This window comes from Amycolatopsis albidoflavus (assembly GCF_039525725.1).
Lineage (GTDB): Bacteria > Actinomycetota > Actinomycetes > Mycobacteriales > Pseudonocardiaceae > Amycolatopsis > Amycolatopsis albidoflava.
In genome coordinates, this window is the sequence record NZ_BAAAHV010000016.1 from 45,192 (window position 1) to 61,871 (window position 16,680).

19 protein-coding genes are annotated in these 16,680 nt (G+C 70.6%); 9 read left to right on the forward strand and 10 right to left on the reverse strand.

All coding sequences use genetic code 11. From position 1 onward, the window contains the following. The first annotated feature begins 58 nt into the window (after nt 1–58). On the forward strand, nt 59–1,111 hold the full coding sequence (locus ABD156_RS26355; protein WP_344279128.1) for a YeiH family protein: 1,053 nt from the start codon (nt 59–61) through the stop codon (nt 1,109–1,111). A gap of 4 nt (nt 1,112–1,115) precedes the next feature. On the opposite strand, the gene ABD156_RS26360 is transcribed toward ABD156_RS26355, so the two are convergent. Then, complete coding sequence (locus ABD156_RS26360) at nt 1,116–1,385, reverse strand: hypothetical protein (RefSeq protein ID WP_344279130.1); 270 nt, start codon at nt 1,383–1,385, stop codon at nt 1,116–1,118. 94 nt (nt 1,386–1,479) lie between these two features. Here ABD156_RS26360 and ABD156_RS26365 point away from each other — a divergent pair, with 94 nt between their 5' ends. Then, the gene (locus ABD156_RS26365) at nt 1,480–1,986 is read left to right on the forward strand and encodes a putative immunity protein (protein WP_344279133.1); all 507 of its coding nucleotides are present in this window, start codon (nt 1,480–1,482) and stop codon (nt 1,984–1,986) included. On the opposite strand, the gene ABD156_RS26370 is transcribed toward ABD156_RS26365, so the two are convergent. From ABD156_RS26370 to ABD156_RS26385, 4 genes are all read right to left on the reverse strand, one after another. Continuing rightward, complete coding sequence (locus ABD156_RS26370; RefSeq protein WP_344279136.1) at nt 1,983–3,602, reverse strand: ABC-F family ATP-binding cassette domain-containing protein; 1,620 nt, start codon at nt 3,600–3,602, stop codon at nt 1,983–1,985. The genes ABD156_RS26365 and ABD156_RS26370 overlap by 4 nt on opposite strands. A 114-nt stretch (nt 3,603–3,716) precedes the next feature. Next, nucleotides 3,717–5,243: a catalase gene (locus tag ABD156_RS26375; protein WP_344279139.1), complete on the reverse strand. Its 1,527-nt coding sequence runs from the start codon at nt 5,241–5,243 to the stop codon at nt 3,717–3,719. Beyond that, entirely contained in the window at nt 5,240–5,680 is a 441-nt protein-coding gene (locus tag ABD156_RS26380; protein WP_344279142.1) for a Fur family transcriptional regulator, read from the reverse strand. The genes ABD156_RS26375 and ABD156_RS26380 overlap by 4 nt, the downstream gene beginning before the upstream one ends. A 63-nt stretch (nt 5,681–5,743) precedes the next feature. Continuing rightward, nucleotides 5,744–6,379 carry a TetR/AcrR family transcriptional regulator gene (locus ABD156_RS26385; RefSeq protein ID WP_344279144.1) on the reverse strand — a complete coding sequence of 212 codons (636 nt, stop codon included), beginning with the start codon at nt 6,377–6,379 and terminating at the stop codon, nt 5,744–5,746. A 67-nt stretch (nt 6,380–6,446) separates the two neighbouring features. On the opposite strand from ABD156_RS26385, the gene ABD156_RS26390 reads away from it, so the two are divergent. The 3 genes from ABD156_RS26390 (at nt 6,447) to ABD156_RS26400 (ending at nt 7,964) form a co-directional block, all read left to right on the forward strand. Further along, nucleotides 6,447–6,725 (forward strand): hypothetical protein, encoded by a 279-nt coding sequence (locus tag ABD156_RS26390; RefSeq protein ID WP_344279147.1) that lies wholly within the window; start codon nt 6,447–6,449, stop codon nt 6,723–6,725. Next, nucleotides 6,722–6,865, forward strand: a complete 144-nt coding sequence (locus ABD156_RS26395; RefSeq protein ID WP_344279149.1) for a hypothetical protein — start codon at nt 6,722–6,724, stop codon at nt 6,863–6,865. The genes ABD156_RS26390 and ABD156_RS26395 overlap by 4 nt, the downstream gene beginning before the upstream one ends. 145 nt (nt 6,866–7,010) lie before the next feature. Continuing rightward, nucleotides 7,011–7,964 (forward strand): alpha/beta hydrolase, encoded by a 954-nt coding sequence (locus tag ABD156_RS26400; RefSeq protein WP_344279152.1) that lies wholly within the window; start codon nt 7,011–7,013, stop codon nt 7,962–7,964. 360 nt (nt 7,965–8,324) lie between these two features. Here the strand turns inward: ABD156_RS26400 and ABD156_RS26405 are convergent, their stop codons facing one another. The 3 genes from ABD156_RS26405 to ABD156_RS26415 form a co-directional block, all read right to left on the reverse strand. Next, the gene (locus tag ABD156_RS26405) at nt 8,325–9,428 is read right to left on the reverse strand and encodes a helix-turn-helix domain-containing protein (RefSeq protein ID WP_344279155.1); all 1,104 of its coding nucleotides are present in this window, start codon (nt 9,426–9,428) and stop codon (nt 8,325–8,327) included. Nucleotides 9,429–9,449: 21 nt separating this feature from the next. Next, entirely contained in the window at nt 9,450–9,917 is a 468-nt protein-coding gene (locus ABD156_RS26410) for an HNH endonuclease (RefSeq protein WP_344279158.1), read from the reverse strand. A 262-nt stretch (nt 9,918–10,179) separates the two neighbouring features. After that, entirely contained in the window at nt 10,180–11,067 is an 888-nt protein-coding gene (locus ABD156_RS26415; RefSeq protein ID WP_344279161.1) for a LysR family transcriptional regulator, read from the reverse strand. 69 nt (nt 11,068–11,136) lie between these two features. Here ABD156_RS26415 and ABD156_RS26420 point away from each other — a divergent pair, with 69 nt between their 5' ends. From ABD156_RS26420 to ABD156_RS26430, 3 genes are read left to right on the forward strand one after another with little or no spacing between them, the layout of a single operon-like run. Next, nucleotides 11,137–12,003 carry an EamA family transporter gene (locus tag ABD156_RS26420; protein ID WP_344279164.1) on the forward strand — a complete coding sequence of 289 codons (867 nt, stop codon included), beginning with the start codon at nt 11,137–11,139 and terminating at the stop codon, nt 12,001–12,003. A 53-nt stretch (nt 12,004–12,056) separates the two neighbouring features. Further along, the gene (locus tag ABD156_RS26425; protein WP_344279167.1) at nt 12,057–12,971 is read left to right on the forward strand and encodes a hypothetical protein; all 915 of its coding nucleotides are present in this window, start codon (nt 12,057–12,059) and stop codon (nt 12,969–12,971) included. A gap of 55 nt (nt 12,972–13,026) precedes the next feature. Next, a complete protein-coding gene (locus ABD156_RS26430; RefSeq protein ID WP_344279170.1) occupies nt 13,027–13,392 on the forward strand; it encodes a hypothetical protein in 366 nt (121 codons plus the stop codon). Between the two features lie 630 nt (nt 13,393–14,022). On the opposite strand, the gene ABD156_RS26435 is transcribed toward ABD156_RS26430, so the two are convergent. After that, nucleotides 14,023–14,478, reverse strand: coding sequence for a hypothetical protein (locus tag ABD156_RS26435; RefSeq protein WP_344279173.1), 456 nt, complete (start codon nt 14,476–14,478; stop codon nt 14,023–14,025). Nucleotides 14,479–14,565: 87 nt separating this feature from the next. Here ABD156_RS26435 and ABD156_RS26440 point away from each other — a divergent pair, with 87 nt between their 5' ends. Then, nucleotides 14,566–15,297: a TetR family transcriptional regulator gene (locus ABD156_RS26440; RefSeq protein ID WP_344279176.1), complete on the forward strand. Its 732-nt coding sequence runs from the start codon at nt 14,566–14,568 to the stop codon at nt 15,295–15,297. 446 nt (nt 15,298–15,743) lie between these two features. Here the strand turns inward: ABD156_RS26440 and ABD156_RS26445 are convergent, their stop codons facing one another. After that, nucleotides 15,744–16,637, reverse strand: coding sequence for an NAD(P)H-binding protein (locus ABD156_RS26445; RefSeq protein ID WP_344279179.1), 894 nt, complete (start codon nt 16,635–16,637; stop codon nt 15,744–15,746). Nucleotides 16,638–16,680 lie beyond the last annotated feature (43 nt).

Sequence of the window (16,680 nt, forward strand, 5' to 3'; positions counted from 1 at the left end):
CTTAGATTAAATGTACGTACATTACCGAGGAGGCCAGAGTGCGCACAGGAGTGAACCGGTGACCGGCGCGGCGCTGGGAGCGACGCGCGCGACGGTGCAGTGGCGGGCCAAGCTCGCCCGCCCGGTGCCGGGGCTCGCGGTCGCGCTGCTGGTCGCGGCGGTGGCGACGGCGGGCGGGAAGCTGGTGCCGGTGGTCGGCGGGCCGGTGCTCGCGATCCTGCTCGGCGCGGTCGCCGGCGCGGTCGTGCCGTCGTTGCGGAGCTGGCGGTTCAGCCCGGGGTACGCCATCGCGTCGCGGCCGGTGCTGCAGCTGTCGATCGTCGTGCTGGGCACGGGACTGTCGATCCAGCAGGTGGTGCACGTCGGCGGCCAGTCGCTGCCGGTGATGCTCGGCACGCTCGCGGTCGCGCTCGGCGGCGCGTGGGTGCTCGGCCGGCTGCTTGGCGTCCGCGGGGACACGCAGACGCTCATCGGCGTCGGCACCGGCATCTGCGGTGCGTCCGCGATCGCGGCGACCAGTGCGGTGCTGAAGCCGAAGGAAGCCAATATCGCTTACGCGCTCGGCACGATCTTCACCTTCAACGTCGCCGCGGTCCTGCTGTTCCCGCCGCTCGGGCACGCGCTCGGGATGTCGCCGCACGCCTTCGGCCTTTGGGCCGGAACCGCGGTGAACGACACGTCTTCCGTGGTCGCGGCTTCCTACGCTTACGGCGGCGACGCCGGCTCGTACGGCCTGGTCGTGAAGCTCACCCGTACGCTCACGCTGATCCCGATCGTGCTGTTCCTCGCCGTGCTCGCCGCGCGTAAGCAGTCGGGCGGCCGGGTTTCCTTGCGCGCCATGCCTTGGCACCGGCTGGTGCCGCCGTTCCTGATCGGCTTCCTCGCCGCGGCCACCGTGGAGAGCGCGGGCTGGATCCCGGAATCGTGGCACGCGCCGCTGTCGACGCTCGGCACCTTCCTGATCACCATGGCGCTCGCCGGGATCGGCCTGGCGCTCCAGCCGTCCGACCTGCGCAAGGCGGGACACAAGCCGCTGCTGATGGGAGCCATCCTGTGGATCGCGGTCGCCGCGTCGAGCCTCGGGCTGCAGGCGCTGACCGGCGGGATGTGACGCGTTAGCGCACGCGCGGGTTCCGCTTCCGCCGCCTTCGCGCGGCAAGAACCTCGAAGAGCCGGGACACCCCTCGGCTTCGGCGCACGAACACCACGGATTCGCCGCGTGGGCCCTCGGCCCGCGCGGCGGTTTCGTTTCGGGGGCCGCGCCGGAACTCCCGGAGCCCGGCGGCGAACTCGGCCGGGTCGCCGCCGACGTCCGGGTGGTGGGTGCGCACGAACCGGCGGTAGGCCGCCTTGTCGGCTTCGGACCACGCGCTCCGCTCGTCCACCGCCGTCCTTCCCCGGTTGAGAGTTTCGCCTGACATTCCTGCCGGAAGTCTGAGGCAAGTGCCAACCGGCAGTTCAACGATACTGTTCAAGCACATGACCGAGCAGATCGCACTCGACCTCGCCGAGCTTCGCGCCGTCACCGCGTACGCCGTGGCCTGTACGGAGCCCGCGCTGCCGATCTTCGAGCAAGCCCGTCCGGACGACCGCCGCCCGCGCGACGCGATCGAGGCGGCGCGGGCGTTCGCCGAAGGAGCCAAGCGCAGCAAGACAATCCGGGACAGTGCGTGGGCGGCGCAGCGGGCGTATCAGGAAACCCGCGACGCTGGGCAGACCGCGGCGAGCGAGGCCGCGCGGGCTGCTGTCGCCGCTGCCGGGGCGGCGTTTCTGCATCCGCTCGCGAAGGCGACGCAGGTGTGGCACATCCTCGGCCCGGCCGGCCATGCGGCGTACGCGTTCGAGCTGGCCGGGATGGCGGCTCAGCACCCGGCGGCCGATCCGGTGGTCGTCCGGGTGTTGTCGCGGTACCCGATGGCACCGGGCGGTCGCGGGCGGTTAGGGGAGTTGGTGCGTGAGCTGGACGTGTTGCTGCGCAAGGGTTAGCGAACCCGTTCGACCCGCCGCTCGTCCCAGACCGGTTCCGGCGTCTCGCGGACGACGCCGTCTGAGCCGAAGACTAGGTAGCGGTCGAACGAGCGGGCGAACCAGCGGTCGTGAGTGACTGCGAGCACGGTGCCTTCGTAGGATTCCAGCCCGTCCTGCAGCGCTTCGGCCGATTCCAGGTCCAGGTTGTCCGTCGGCTCGTCCAGCAGCAGCGCGGTTGTTCCGGCCAGCTCCAGCAACAGGATCTGGAACCGCGCCTGCTGCCCGCCGGACAGGCGGTCGAAAACCTGCTCGCCCTGGCGGTGCAGTTCGTACCGGCGCAGCGCGGACATCGCCGCACCGCGGTCGCGCGCGTGTTCCGTCCAGAGCACGTCGACCAGCGTGCGGCCGGTGAGCTCCGGGCGGGCGTGCGTCTGCGCGAAATGGCCGGGCACGACGCGCGCGCCGGTCTTCCAATCGCCGGTGTGCGCGACGTCGCCGCCCGCGAGCAGGCGCAGGAAGTGCGACTTCCCGGAGCCGTTCGACCCGAGCACCGCGACGCGCTCGCCGAAGAAGATCTCCAGCGAGAACGGTTTCATCAGCCCGGTCAGTTCCAGGTTCTTGCAGGTCACCGCGCGCATTCCGGTACGTCCGCCGCGCAGCCGCATCCGGATGTCCTGCGGCCGCGGCGGTTCCGGCGGGGGACCGGCCTCCTCGAACTTCCGGAGCCGGGTCTGCGCCGCCTTGTACCGCGACGCCATCTCGTCGCTGCGCGCGGCGTACTGCTGCATGTCCCGGACGAGCCGTTTGAGCTGGGCGTGTTTCTCGTCCCAGCGCCGGCGCAGTTCGTCGTAGCGGGCGAATCGTTCTTGCCGCGCCTCGTGATACGTGCTGAACCCGCCGCCGTGCACCCAGGCGTCCGCGCCGTCGCCGCCGGGCTCGACGCTCACGATCTTGTCCGCCGCTCGCGCGAGCAACTCGCGATCGTGCGACACGAACAGGACGGTTTTGCGGGTTTCCTTCAGCCGGGCTTCGAGCCAGCGTTTGCCGGGCACGTCGAGATAGTTGTCCGGCTCGTCCAGCAGCAGCACCTCGTCCGGCCCGCGCAGCAACGCTTCGAGCACCAGCCGTTTCTGCTCGCCGCCGCTGAGGGTGCGCACGAGCCGCCAGCGCGCGCGGTCGAACGGCACGCCGAGCGCCTCTGTCGTGCACATGTCCCAAGTCGTCTCGAACTCGTACCCGCGGGCTTCGGCCCAGTCGCTGAGCGCCTGCGCGTACCGCATTTGCGCGGCCTCGTCGTCGACCTCCAGCAGCCGCTCCTCGGCCGCGTCGACCGCCATCGCGGCGTCGCGAACCCGCTGCGGGGCAACGGAAACCAGCAGATCCCGCACCGTGCGCTCGTCGCGCACCGACCCGACGAACTGCGCCATCACGCCCAGCCCGCCGGTCACCGTGACCGCGCCCTCGTCCGGCTTCAGCTCTCCCGACAACAGCCGCAGCAACGTGGTCTTGCCCGCGCCGTTAGGGCCGACCAGCGCGACGACCGCGCCCTCGCCGACCCGGAACGAGACGTCGCCGAGCAGCGGACGCCCGTCGGGCAGCACGTAGCGCAGGTGCGCGGCCTCCAAATGCCCCATGCCCCGGCACTCTACCCAGACCGCCGCGAATCGCCGCACGGTTTTCCGGCCGTCCACAGAGGACGCAAAGCGGCGGTGCCGGGGAGAACCGGCACCGCCGCTCTTGGGATCGCCTTATGCCTTCCGCTGCATGCTCTCCCGCGCCGGGTTGGCCTGCTCCGCCGCCTTCGGGTCCTTCTCGTCCTGCTTCGCGCGCACCCCGGATTCGACGCGGTCGCCGAGGTCCTTGTCCACGTTGTGCCAGTACTCGAAAGCCCGCTTCAGCACCGGTTCGGTCACCCCGTTCAGCAGGTGCCCGACGATGTTGTCCACCAGCCGCTCGCGCTCGGCGTCGTTCAGGACGTCGCGCACCATCGTGCCTGCCTGGCCCCAGTCGTCGTCCTCGGCGTGGTCGACGTAGGCCGACCGGACCATCTCGCCGTCGGAATGCCAGCCCGCGGGGGTGCCGTAGCGTTCGGTGTCGGCGCGCGGGCCGCCCTTGGAGTTCGGCGCGTACACCGGGTCGGAGACCTTGGCGTAGCGCATCGCGCCGTCCTTGCTGTAGCTGTGCACCGGCGAGGTCGGCGCGTTCACCGGCAGCTGCTTGTAGTTCGCGCCGATCCGGTACCGGTGTGCGTCGGCGTAGGCGAAGAGCCTGCCCAGCAGCATCCGGTCCGGGCTCGGGCCGATGCCGGGCACCAGGTTGTTCGGCTCGAACGCGGCCTGCTCGATCTCGGCGTGGTGGTCGGTCGGGTTGCGGTCGAGCGTCATCTTCCCGACCTCGATCAGCGGGTAGTCGCCGTGCGGCCACACCTTCGTCAGGTCGAACGGGTTGAACCGGTAATTCTTCGCGTCCTCGAACGGCATGACCTGGACGTGCAGCGTCCAGCTCGGGTAGTCGCCGCGCGCGATGGCCTCGAACAGGTCGCGCGTGTGGTAGTCGGTGTCCGCCGACGCCATCTGGTCGGCCTCGTGCTGGGTGAAGTGCTCGACGCCCTGGTCGGTCTTGAAGTGGTACTTGACCCAGAACTTCTCACCGGCGGCGTTGACCCACATGTAGGTGTGCGAGCTGTAGCCGTTCATGTGCCGCCAGGTGCGCGGGATTCCCCGGTCGCCCATCAGCCAGGTGACCTGGTGCGCCGACTCGGGGGAGAGCGTCCAGAAGTCCCACTGCATGTCGTGGTCGCGCAGATTGCTGTCCGCACGGCGCTTCTGCGACCGGATGAAGTGCTGGAACTTCAGCGGGTCCTTGATGAAGAACACCGGGGTGTTGTTGCCGACGAGGTCGTAGTTGCCCTCGGTCGTGTAGAACTTCAGCGCGAACCCGCGCGGGTCGCGCCAGGTGTCCGGGCTGCCGCGTTCGCCCGCCACGGTCGAGAACCGGGCGGCCATCTCGGTTTTCACGCCCGGCTGGAACACCGCGGCCTTGGTGAAGCGGCTGACGTCGTTGGTCACCTCGAAGCGCCCGAACGCGCCGCTGCCCTTCGCGTGCGGCTGCCGCTCCGGCACCCGTTCCCGGTTGAACTGCGCCATCTGCTCGATCAGGTAGTGGTCCTGCAGCAGGATCGGGCCGCCCGGGCCGACGGTGAGCGAATGTTCGTCGCTCTCGGCCGGGATGCCGGCGTCCGTGGTGGTCGCCGGGGGTTTCGGTTCTTCGGTCATCTCGCGAACTCCTCGTGGTGGTCGGAAACGCCGGAGCAGTCCGGGCACAGACCCCAGAAGACGATCTCGGCCTCGTCCACGGCGAACCCGCGCCGGTCGTGCGGCGTGAGGCAGGGGGCCTCGCCGCGGACGCAGTCGACGTCCTCGGCCCGGCCGCAGCGGCGGCACACCAGGTGGTGGTGGTTGTCGCCGGTCCGCCGTTCGAACCGCGCCGGATGCCCGGACAGCTCGATCCGGCGGACGAGCCCCGCGTCGCCGCACGCGGCGAGCACGTCGTAGACCGCCTGGATCGACACGCTGCCCAGGCTCTCGCGCACTCCCGCCGCGATCGCCTCGACGGTCGCGTGCGGGTGCTCGCCGAGCCAGCCGAGCACAGCTTGCCGCGGCTTGGTGACGCGCAGGCCCGCCGCCCGCAGCGTCGCCGCCGAGTCCGGCATCGGAGTCCTCCCCGGGGATCTGGAACCGCTCCAGTTCCGCCGGTTACCCCCTCTCCGCGGCCCTCACACCTGGGTGTCACCCACCGGTCTGATGAGCTCGACGAGGTGCGCGCGAAGCACGGCGACGCACTCCTCCGGCGTCGTGAGTTCCGGCTGCAGCACGGCCCGGAACGCGATTCCGTCGATGAGCGCGGCCAGCCGGGCGGCCTCGACTTCGGGGTCTTTCGGCTCGAACCGGCCGCTGCGGGCCTGCGCGTCGAGGATGCGGCGGGCCAGCGTCACGGTTCCTTGAACCGCTTCCCGTGCCAGGTCGTCGAGGCCCGGATCGGCGCGCGCGGCCATCAGGAATTCCACCAGCACGGTCACTTCGGTGCGCCGGCGCTCGTCCAGCGGCAGCAGTTCCGACAGGAACTCGGTGAGCTGGTCGACGGCCTCCTCCGGCGAGAGTTCCGACAGCGAACCCGTCTTCCCGCGGCGTTCGACGAGCCGTGCGGTCGTCCGGTCGATGGTGGTGCGCATCGCGAACCGCATCAGCGCGTGCTGGCTGTCGAAGTAATGCCGCACCGAGCCGATGTTCAGCCCCGATTCCGCGGCGACCGCGCGCAGCGAGACCGCGTGCAGCCCGTCTTTCGCGGCCAGCCGCAGCACCGCGTCGGCGATGTGGGCCCGCCGCTCTTCCCCGTCCACCACTCTAGGCACTGGACTTTTATATCACAGACGTGATAGAAACGGTTTGTATCACAGGTGTGACAGAAAGGGGTGCGCCGTGGAGACGGTGCTGAACGTCCTGCTGATCCGGTTCGGCATCATCGCCGCGATCGTCGTGGTCGTCGGCCTGGCCGGCTTCGCGCTGATCGTTTCGCTGCGGCGGCGGGGCAAGGGGGAGCGCGTGCGGCAAGGCGCGGCGACGCTCGCGAAGACCGCCGCTCAGGCGATGGACCGGCGCGGGGCGCGGGGAATGCGCGGCCGCGTCGGCGGCGAGGTCGTGCGCCAGGCCGCGCGGTGGCTGGACGAGGACCCGGGCCGGAAGCGGTCCGGCCGGTGAACGCGGTGCTGCTCGCGGACGGGGACGGGATGCTGCAGCACCTCGTGCACGACCTGTTCGTGAAGGGACTGATCGTGCTGGGCGCGGTGCTGGTGGCGGTCATCGGCGTGGTGGTGATCTGGAAGAAGGTGGGGCGCTGAGGCTTTCTCTCGGCGGCCGCCTTCGGCGCTGGGCGGCTCGCCGTTCGGCGGGTTGACTCCGCGCGGTACGCGACACGTGGCGGTGCCTGTCCGGGACGGAATTTCGGCACGATGGAGTTCTTCACCCGGAAGACGGAGGCAGTTGATGAGTTATCCGTTCGATCCCGAAATCGCCGCCGCGATCCCGATGCTGCCCGAGACCGACTTCCGCGACGTGGCTGCCTCGCGCGCGGGCATGGCCGAGCTGATCGCCTCGATGCACGGCGATTTCGACGACACCGGCGTGAGCACGCGCGACGAGGCCGTGCCGGGTCCCGAGGGCGCGCCGGACGTCCCGATCCGCGTCTACACCCCGGATCGCGTCGCGACGAAGGCGCTGCTGTTCGACATCCACGGCGGCGGGTTCGCGCTCGGCGACCTGGAAGTCGACCACGCGACCAACGTCGAATTGGCACGGGAACTCGGCGTCGTGATCGTGTCGGTCGAGTACCGGCTCGCGCCGGAGAATCCGTACCCGGCCGGGCTGGAGGACTGCTACGCGGCGCTCGAGTGGTCGGTCAAGCACGCGGACGAACTGGGCATCGACCCGGAGAAGGTGGTGCTTCACGGCGTCAGTGCGGGCGGCGGACTGGCCGCGGCGCTGGCCCTGCTGGCGCGCGACCGCGGCGGCCCGGCGATCGCGTTCCAGTTCCTCTCCGTGCCGGAACTGGACGACCGCCTCGAGACCGGCAGCATGCGCCGGTTCGCCGACACGCCGATCTGGCACCTGCGCGCGGCCGAGGCGAGCTGGGACTACTACCTCGGCGGACCGGGCAAACGAGGCGGCCCGGACGTCTCGGTTTACGCGGCGCCGGCGCGGGCGACCGATCTCTCGGGATTGCCGCCCGCGTACGTGTCGGTGATGGAGTTCGACCCGCTGCGGGACGAGGGAATCGCTTACGCACAGGGCCTTTTGGCGGCGGGGGTGCCGACGGAACTGCATTTGTTCCCAGGCACTTTCCACGGCTCGGCGGTGCTCCGGCACGCGACGGTGAGCCGCCGGGAGACCGCGGAACGAGGGGCGGTGCTGGCCCGGGTGCTGGGGGTCGAGGCGGGCTGAGTCTGGCGGTCAGCGAGGATCAGTCGAGGTTTCTGTGCTTTCGGCAGTGCCGCTGTCGCCACGACTCCGGTGTGTGGCGGCAGCGACATTGCTTTGCTTGCCGGAGAAAGCCGGAGCCCGTCCAGTCCTTCGACGGACCCGCCGATGCCACCGGTCAGGCCCGCCAGAACGATTGCGCGGGTCTTGTTCCTCTGCTCCTCAAAGAATTCGGCGACTCCGACAGGCCCGTACCTGGAAAAGCCTCGGCTGCGCCCGCCATCGCCTCGGCTGCTACGCACCGGGCTGTTGACTGCGAGAACTGTCGGTGCGCGCCGATAGAATGGAAACCGGGGGGACCCCCGCGAGCGGAACCGTTGCCCCTCAAGCGGATTCCGCCAACCTCCGCGCCACCAACGCCATCCGCGCCCGGAATCGGCCCGCCGGGTCGTCCAGCGTCCACCCCAGCGCGTCCTCCACGTGCGCCAGCCGCGCCGCCACCGAGCTGTGGTGCCGGTGCAGCGCGATCGCTGCCTGGCGGAGGGAACCCGTGCGGCAGAAGGCTTCCAGCGTCTCCAGGTCGCCGTTCTCGGCGAGCGCGTTCAACGCCAGCACGTCCGGCTGCGCGCGCAACTGCTCCGCCGGGATTTCCGCCAGCAGCGTCACCGCGCCGAGGTCCTCGTGCACGATCAACGGCCGCGATTTCGCCGCGAATCGGGTGGCCAAGCGGGCTTGCAGCCACGAACTCCGCGCCGCCAAACCGTCGACCGCGTCGCCGACGCCTACCCGGACGGTGTCCGGCAGCGTGCGGTCCTTGGCCCGCAACGCCAGCGTCTCGCGCAACGTCGGAACCACTGAATCCGGACCTTCGCGCGGCTGAAGCACCACTGCCGCCACCCCGCCGACGACGGCCACTCGCGCCCCGAGCGGACCGCCTCGGGCGACGAGTGCGACGGCGTCCGCACCGGCGTCGCGGCCGGGGCCCGAACCGACTGCCACCACTCGCAGCGGGCGTGTCGTGTCCAGGCCGAGCAGGGTCAGCGCCCGTGTCCGGTCCTCGTCCGCCGCTTGCTCGCCCAGCACCAGTTCGACCAGCGCGGGGTCCGCGAGATGCGGTGCGGCCGGTTGCGGTTCGACGGGTTTGAGCACCTTCGCCGAGATCGCGAGCCGTTCGAGCACCAGGACGTCGAGCGGTCCAGGCTCGCCCGCGCGTTCCAGCCACACCCGCCCGGCGCCGTCGAGGTCCACCACGACGGCGCCGGACGGCACCGGGCCGTCGTCGCCGGGTTCGCCGGTCGGCCGGAACCGCAGGACGGTTCCGTCGACACAGCGAATCCCGGCTACGCATTCCGCAAGAAAAGCCGTGGCGCGCAGCAAATCCGGCAGTGTCGCCCGGCGGGCGATCAGCTCGTCGAAATACGCGATGACGCGCACCGCCGTTTCCGCGCCGGAATCGACCGCCGACAACCGCAGCAGCAAGCCCTTCACGGGTTCCAGCCTACGCGAGTCTCAAGTGGACAGTCCGGCCAGCGGATGCAGCTCCTCCCAGCGCGGGACGCGCGGCGGGAACCGGAGCGTCAGCCCGGCCTCCGCGGGCGTGCGGTCGGCCTTGCGCGCGTTGCAGCTGCGCGCCGACCCGCCGCACGCGGCGACGGTGTTGAGCCAGCTCGTGCGCGGGCCGCCGCGCGAAACCGGCGTGATGTGGTCGACCGTGGTGGCCCGGCGCCCGCAGTAGGCGCACGTGTGCCGGTCGCGCCGCAGCACGCCGGAACGCGACCAGCGCGGCGGCCCGGAATATCGCCATTTCATCACGACGTAGCGCAGCAGCCGCACCACCTTCGGCCTAGGGAAGACACCGAGGTCCGGCCCGTCGCTTTCGTGGACGACCGCGACCTGGCGGACCAGCATCCGGATGGCATGGGGGAGCGAAACGGTGTGCAGGGGCTCGTAGCCGGCGTTGAGAACCAGGACTCCCATGGCGACGGGCACCTCCTTTCCACAGGCGAAACGGGCCGTGAACGCAAAAGCCGCCCGGCCGGTGGTCCGGCGGGCGGCTCCTCGCTCACGGCGTGGCGGGCCACGTCATGGCGCGGAGCCGGGAATGCCCGACAGGTGCATGCATTCGGCGCGGTGCGGCATTCCGTGGTTCCTTTCGTGGCTGGACGGCTTTATCATTGCCGCCCCGCGCGCCTGCGTCAACGGAAAATGATCGTCCCGGTTTTCAAGATCCACAATGGACTTAGCGCGGGCGCGCGGAAGGGCTTTGCCGTTTCGGCGGCGTCCGGTACAGCTCGCCGAGCAGGGCCACCGCGGCATGCGTGGCCGGATGCGGGTCGTGCGCGCGCCAGGCGAGCTGGACCGGCACCGGCGGGGCGTCGCGGACCCGGCGGTACACAATGCCGTCGCGGCGATACTGCGTCGCCGTCGAATGCGGGGTGACGCCGACGCAGCGGCCGGTGGTGATGGCGGCGAGCCAGTCGTCGACGTCGTGCGTCAGCTCGACCCGCGGGCGCGACTCCGGCGGCCACAGTTCAGCGGAAGTGGTGCCAGTGCGCGGATCGACCACCAGCAGCCGCGACGCCAGATCGGCGAGCGCGACGGTGCGGCGGCGCACGAGCGCGTCGTCGACGGCCATGGCGCAGTAGCGGTCCTCGTGGCCGACCGTGGCGTGCGCGAACTTGCCCGAGGGCACCTGATGGCGCACCACGGCGAGATCGACCAGCCCTTCCGCCAGCCCGGCAGTCGCGGTGTTGGCGCGCACGAGCAGCAGTTCGACGTCCGGGTATCGCGCGGCCCAGCGGCGCTGGAATTCCGCGGTGTGCTTGCCCATCGCCGACCACGCGTGGCCGATGCGGAGCCGCGTGTGCCCGGTGGTCGCTTCGCGGACGAGATCGTCGGCCTCCGCGAGCAGGTGCCGGGCGCGGGCGAGCACCTGGACGCCCGCCGTCGTCGGCTCGAGGCTCCGGCTGGTGCGATGCAGCAGCTGCACGCCGAGAACCCGTTCCAGCGAAGCCAGATTCCGGGATACGGCCGCCTGTGAGACGCCGAGTTCGAGCGCGGCGTCGGTGAACGTCCCGGCGTCGACGATCGTCACGAGGCAGCGCAGCTGACGCAGCTCCAGATCCATGCGTCCAGCGTATCGCTGATGCGGTCAATGCATTTTGCGCATGGATCCGCCGGACCCATGCTCGACCGCATGGCGACTACGGAACTGGCTCCGCGAACGCGCGGCAACACCCGGGCGGCCGGTGCCGCGATGCTGCTCGGCAGCGCGCTGTCCAACCAGGTCGGCGCGGCGACGGCGGCGCTCGCGTTCCCGGTGCTCGGCCCGCCGGGAGTGGTGGCGGTCCGGCAATGGGTGGCGGCAGTGGTGCTGCTGGCGGTCGGACGGCCCCGCTTGCGGACGTTCACCGCGCGGCAATGGTGGCCGGTGCTCGGCTTGGCCGCTGTGTTCGCCACGATGAATCTGACGCTGTACACGGCGGTCGACCGGATCGGCCTCGGACTGGCCGTGACGCTCGAATTCCTCGGCCCGCTGGCGATCGCGCTGGCCGGCTCCCGGCACCGGACGGACCTCGCGTGCGCGGTGGCCGCCGCGGTCGCGGTCGGGGCGCTGATGCGGCCGCAGCCGACCACCGACTACCTCGGGATCGGGCTCGCGCTGATCGCCGCGTCGTGCTGGGCCTGCTACATCCTGCTGAACCGGACCGTCGGCCGTCGCCTTCCCGGAGCCGAGGGTTCGGCTGCCGCGGCCGGGGTGTCCGGGCTGCTTTACGTGCCTATCGGGGTGTTCGCGATGCTGCACCACCCGCCGACGCCGGGCGCGCTCGCGGCGGCGCTCACCGCCGGGCTGCTGTCGTCGGCGCTGCCGTTTCTCGTCGACCTGGTGGCGCTGCGGCGGGTGCCGGCGCAGTTCTTCGGGGCGTTCATGAGCGTCAACCCGGTGATCGCCGCGCTCGTCGGGCTCGTGCTGCTGGACCAGCGGCTGGACGCCGTCGCGTGGGCCTCGATCGGGGTGATCGTGGCGGTGAACACGGTGGCGGTGCTGCGGCGGGCCGGGTAATTGTCGGTGCGGCGGGCTAACGTAGGCGTCGCCGGCAAGGGAGGTGTGGCGCGGTGCGGATCGCGGATCAGGAGTGGCCGTCGACGGTCGTGCCCGCCGACGCGCGCGAACGCGCCCAGGCGACGGGCGTGCTCGTCCGCCGGATGGGCTGGGTGTCCGAACGGCTGACGCGGGAGGAACGCGACGACGTCGAGCGGCAGCTGGAATTCTGGTACTCCAACGGATACTGCCCGGACGCGCTGCTGATCGCGATGAGCGCGCTGCCGGACGGGACGCGCCAGCGGCCGCGCCGGGGCAGCGAAAAGCCGGGCGACTTCCTGCGCTCGCGGATGAAGGGCTGGTTCGTTGACGAGTCCGCCGCCGCGGACCTGACCGAGGTGCGCGAGCCGCCTCGGCGCGGGCAGACCTTCGAGGCGTGGCTCGCGAACCGGCGCAAGCAGGCCGCGGACGAGGGCACGTACCAACGGCGCTCGCGCCTGACCGACGCGGGGGAGCGGGCTCGGGCGGACGCTCGCGCGATCGCGTCGTCCCGGCGGAAGGATCCGCTCGCGCGCGTGCGCGAGAGCGAACGTCGGCGTGCTGCGGCGTTGGAGAGTCTGCGGGTGGTCGGCGAGGCGGTCGAGGTGCCACCGCCTCCGGCCTCGGCGAGTGCGACGCCGCGAATGGTCGCGTCGTTCGCCGGGCGGCAGTCGTTGGCCGCGCATTCGCCGCAGGTGCTCCGGATCGTCGAGCGGTTGCGGGCGGAGAAGCGGGGGCCGTCGGCGGCGGAGCTGGCGGTGCTGCGGAATGCGGTTCGGGACGCGCACCACAATGCCGGGCTCGGGACGTTGGAGGCGGCCAGCGCGGAGGTCAACGACGTCGAATCGTTGACGCCGGACGGGCAGCGGATCAAGGACTTTCTCGCGCGCGCCGCGGACGATCGGCTGCCGCTGGACGCGACGGTGCGGTTGCTTCACTCGATGCGGTGAGCCTTGCGTGTCGGGTCACCCGTCGCGGGGATGGGGCTTCCAGACTCGCCCGGTGATGAACACGTCGATGGACGATGCCGGGCGCTGTTTGCTTTCGGTGGCGTGGAATATCCGGACTGGCGGGCCGAGGGCGGATCCGCGGGCGGACGAGGTGCGGGAGCGGTTGCGGACTGTGTGCCGGGGGCTGGGGCACGCGGCTTGCCGGTTCGCCGCCGGGGGTGTCGGCGGGGATCCGGTGCCGTTGCTGCGGTTGGCTGATCGGGCTTTCGAGATCGATACGTTGCTGTTGCTGGTGGGGACGGCGTTGATTTCGGATCCTGGGCGGGATGTGCGGCGGTGGGGGGAGATTGAGGGGTTGGTGGCTGAGGTGGACGGGATGGTGGGGGAGGCTTCGGCTGTGCTGGGCGGGGTTTTTGTGTGACGGGGTTCGCGGGTGGCTCGTCGCCTGGCGGCGACATCGGCCCTTGGTTGCGTGGGGCACCCCGAAGTTTGATTGTGCTGACGGTCTGGGGGTGCTTGTCAAGGCGGGAAAGATGCCTTGACAAGCACCCCCAGACCGCAGGGAGGCTTCGTATCGGGGTGCGGGGGGAGGGGCTGGGTGCCTCGAACGTTGGGTGCAGCGGTGCGGTTTGGGGGCTGGGTGCCTCGAGCGTTGGGTGCATCGGCTGCGGTTTGGTGGGTGGGGCTAGCGCCCCAATGTGGCATTGGGTGCGTCAGATGCACCCAATGTGGCGTTCGGTGCGTCGCATGCACCCAATGCCACATTGGGGCGCATCGCGGCCGCGGGCGGGCGGGTCGTGAGGGGAACCCTGAGGGAATCAGAGTCCGTGAGGGGAACCTTCACTGCACGGGGCGCGGCCACGCCATGAAGGGGCGAATTCGCGCTAAGGCGCGGGCCTGTGTAGCGGCTCTTGCGACGCCGGGGTTCCACAGGCTGTGAAGGGGCCCCACGGCACGAGTTGAGGTGAATTCGGCGCGCGGAAATTGGTGTCCGCGGAGGGCATAACGGATCGGTGCCGTCGGTCGTGAGAGGCCATGCTGGGAAACGGAGTCAGGGGCGCTGCCGCACTCCGGCCAGTACTGCGCTCACGCTCGGCAGCCAGCGGTGCCTCGGGTCGGGGGCGGTCAGCCATTCCGGGCCCGTTCCGGGTGCCTGCTGTCCGATCGGCAGGGGCAGGAGCGCGCCGCTGTCCAGGACGGTTACGTCGGCGGGCAGGGTGCCGCGCAGGAGGAGTTCGCCGTCGGTTTCGGCGAGGATTGCCAGGCGCGGGCCGTGTTGGGTGGGGAGGATCAGGGACGGGCTGTCGCAGCCCAGTGCGGACAGGTGAGCGAGCACGGGGGCCGCGGTGAGTTTCGGCAGGGTGACTGCGCACAGGCCGTTTTCCAGGGCCAGAAACAGGCGCGCGCCCTGTCGTCGGACGGACCAGCCGAACACCCCGCCGTAGTACGCGTCCGCTGGGTCCGGGCCGGTGTGGTGGTCGGGCCGCAGTTGCTGGTCGAGTGTCATCGTCGACGCCTTCCGCTCGCATGGGGTGCGCGACCCATGCTAACGGCACTGAGTGCCACTAGCAACCCGGGCTGCTACCGTTCGGGGATGACGGAGACGCCGCGCACCAGGGTCGGGGCCACGCCGGCCGGGCGGCGGCAGTTGCGTCGTGCGCTTGCCACGGCGGCTGTGGATCTCTTCGCGGCCAACGGGTACGAGGCGACGACCATCGACGACATCGCCGCGGCCGCGGGCGTCGGGCGGCGGACCTTTTTCCGGTACTTCGACAGCAAAGACGACGTCCTCTTCGCCAACCACGACGAGATCGTCGCCGAGATGGAGCAGGTCTTCGAGACCGCCGACCCGGCGCGCGATCCGATCGAGGTGGCGACCGCCGCGGTGTCGCTCGTGCTGGAGTCTTACGCGGCGGAACTGGACGTCTCGCTCAAGCGGTTCAGCCTCACCCGCACGGTGCCGTCGTTGCGGGACAAGGAAGTCGCGACGGTCGACCGGTACCAGCGTGTCCTCGCCCGTTACCTTCAGGACCGGTTCGCCGCCGCTGGGGACGAGGCCGCGACTCTCCGCGCGGCGGTGGCCGCGGCGGCGATCGCGGCGGCGAACAACCACGTCTTGCGGCGTTGGCTGCGCAGCGGCGGGCGGGACGACATCGAGGCTGCGGCGACGGAGGCGTTCACCCTGGTCGCGGACGCATTCCGGACGTCCGGCGAGAAGCCGTCGGGCGAGCCGGGGACAGTGGTGGCGGTGCTCAGCACTGCGACGCCGTTGCACGAGGTGGTGACCCGGATCGGCGCCGCGTTGCGCGAGGCCGAGTCTGGATGACGTGCTTGCCGGGCGGCTAGCCAAGTGCACTGAGTGCCATTGAAGGCCGCAGTGTTGCTCAGGGGGCGGGAAGAAGGCGCGCAGGGCGAGCTCCGCGCCTTGGTGTTGCGGCATCCGTGGCTTGCTGTATTGCCCGCCGCTCGGGTCGAACAGCTGGACGCGGCGTACGCGACGGTGGACGTGCTGGACCTGGCGGCGGACAAAAGCCGGCACCGTGCTGACCTTTGTCCGCGGCCGCGTCCTCGATGAATTGGCCGGATAGGAAACGGCGCGCCGGTCCGGAGTGGACATGCCGAAGTGGCTGGCAGTACGGCGAATCGGTCGTCGGTAGCGGAGACTATCCGCGTCTGAGCCGGATCGTGGTCGAAGCGGAAACGCCGCACGCTGAAGGAGTGCTCCGCTCAGGACCACATTCTGACCGGACGGGCCCACAGCGGCCGATAGGCTCAGGCCTTGTCTACCGCGGGCTTGAGGACCTCTTCGCACCACTGCCGGAAAGTCGTCGGGGTCTCGACGGCATGCCGCGGGGTGCGGACGACGCCCTCGTCCAGGTGGTTCAGCTTCGCGGTCATCATGTCCATCATGGACTGTGCCATCGCTTCGGAGTGACCGCTCGCGCGGACCTGCTCGCCCAGCGCCGGGACCGGAACCTGCTGGTACTTAACCGAAATCCCCAACACGTCACTCATGATTTCGGCTTCTTGGTTCAGCGACAGGTCTTCCGGGCCGAGGATCGGGACCTCTTCGCGGCCAGTCCACAAAGGATCGATCAACAGCCGGGACGCGACCGTGGCGATGTCCCGGGTGCAGGCGGTCGGTGCGGCGTAGTCCGGCGGCAGGATGTCGTAGAACGTGCCTTGTTCTTTGATCACCGCGGTTTGGCGCAGCAGATTGTCCATAAAGGTCGGATTCGCCAGCGCGCGGAAGGCGACGCCGGTGTCGGCGATGAGGTCGTCCATGGCCAGGGTGGCGGTCACATGGCCGGCCCGTTCGCCGAAGGCGGTGCCGCGGCCGAGCGCGCTGACCGACACGACGCGGCGGACGCCATGGGTGCGGATCGCCTCGACGGCGGGGCGGGCGAAGCCGGAGTAGGCCTCGTCGACGCCGGCGGCCTGCCGGTCGGGCGGGACGAGCCAGAACACGGTGTCCGTGCCGTCGAAGGCGCGGGCGAGGACCTTCGGATCGCTGTGCGAACCCTGGTGTACTTCGACGCGTTCCCGCAGTTCAGCGGGCAGTTTCGCGGGATCGCGGACGATCGCGCGGACGGGGCGCGAGCCGTCGGCGATCTCGGCGAGGACGCGGCTGCCGATGTTGCCGGTGGGGGCGGTGACGACGATCATGCGGGCACTCCAGGAGACTGTCGAAGAGGCGGAGGAGGAAGTA

Excerpts from the sequence above, each read along its gene's own strand:
- ABD156_RS26365 (WP_344279133.1), top strand. The coding sequence starts at position 1,480 with ATGACCGAGCAGATCGCACTCGACCTCGCCGAGCTTCGCGCCGTCACC.
- ABD156_RS26370 (WP_344279136.1), bottom strand. The coding sequence starts at position 3,602 with ATGGGGCATTTGGAGGCCGCGCACCTGCGCTACGTGCTGCCCGACGGG.
- ABD156_RS26375 (WP_344279139.1), bottom strand. The coding sequence starts at position 5,243 with ATGACCGAAGAACCGAAACCCCCGGCGACCACCACGGACGCCGGCATC.
- ABD156_RS26380 (WP_344279142.1), bottom strand. The coding sequence starts at position 5,680 with ATGCCGGACTCGGCGGCGACGCTGCGGGCGGCGGGCCTGCGCGTCACC.
- ABD156_RS26400 (WP_344279152.1), top strand. The coding sequence starts at position 7,011 with ATGAGTTATCCGTTCGATCCCGAAATCGCCGCCGCGATCCCGATGCTG.
- ABD156_RS26410 (WP_344279158.1), bottom strand. The coding sequence starts at position 9,917 with ATGGGAGTCCTGGTTCTCAACGCCGGCTACGAGCCCCTGCACACCGTT.
- ABD156_RS26415 (WP_344279161.1), bottom strand. The coding sequence starts at position 11,067 with ATGGATCTGGAGCTGCGTCAGCTGCGCTGCCTCGTGACGATCGTCGAC.
- ABD156_RS26420 (WP_344279164.1), top strand. The coding sequence starts at position 11,137 with ATGGCGACTACGGAACTGGCTCCGCGAACGCGCGGCAACACCCGGGCG.
- ABD156_RS26430 (WP_344279170.1), top strand. The coding sequence starts at position 13,027 with ATGAACACGTCGATGGACGATGCCGGGCGCTGTTTGCTTTCGGTGGCG.
- ABD156_RS26435 (WP_344279173.1), bottom strand. The coding sequence starts at position 14,478 with ATGACACTCGACCAGCAACTGCGGCCCGACCACCACACCGGCCCGGAC.
- ABD156_RS26440 (WP_344279176.1), top strand. The coding sequence starts at position 14,566 with ATGACGGAGACGCCGCGCACCAGGGTCGGGGCCACGCCGGCCGGGCGG.
- ABD156_RS26445 (WP_344279179.1), bottom strand. The coding sequence starts at position 16,637 with ATGATCGTCGTCACCGCCCCCACCGGCAACATCGGCAGCCGCGTCCTC.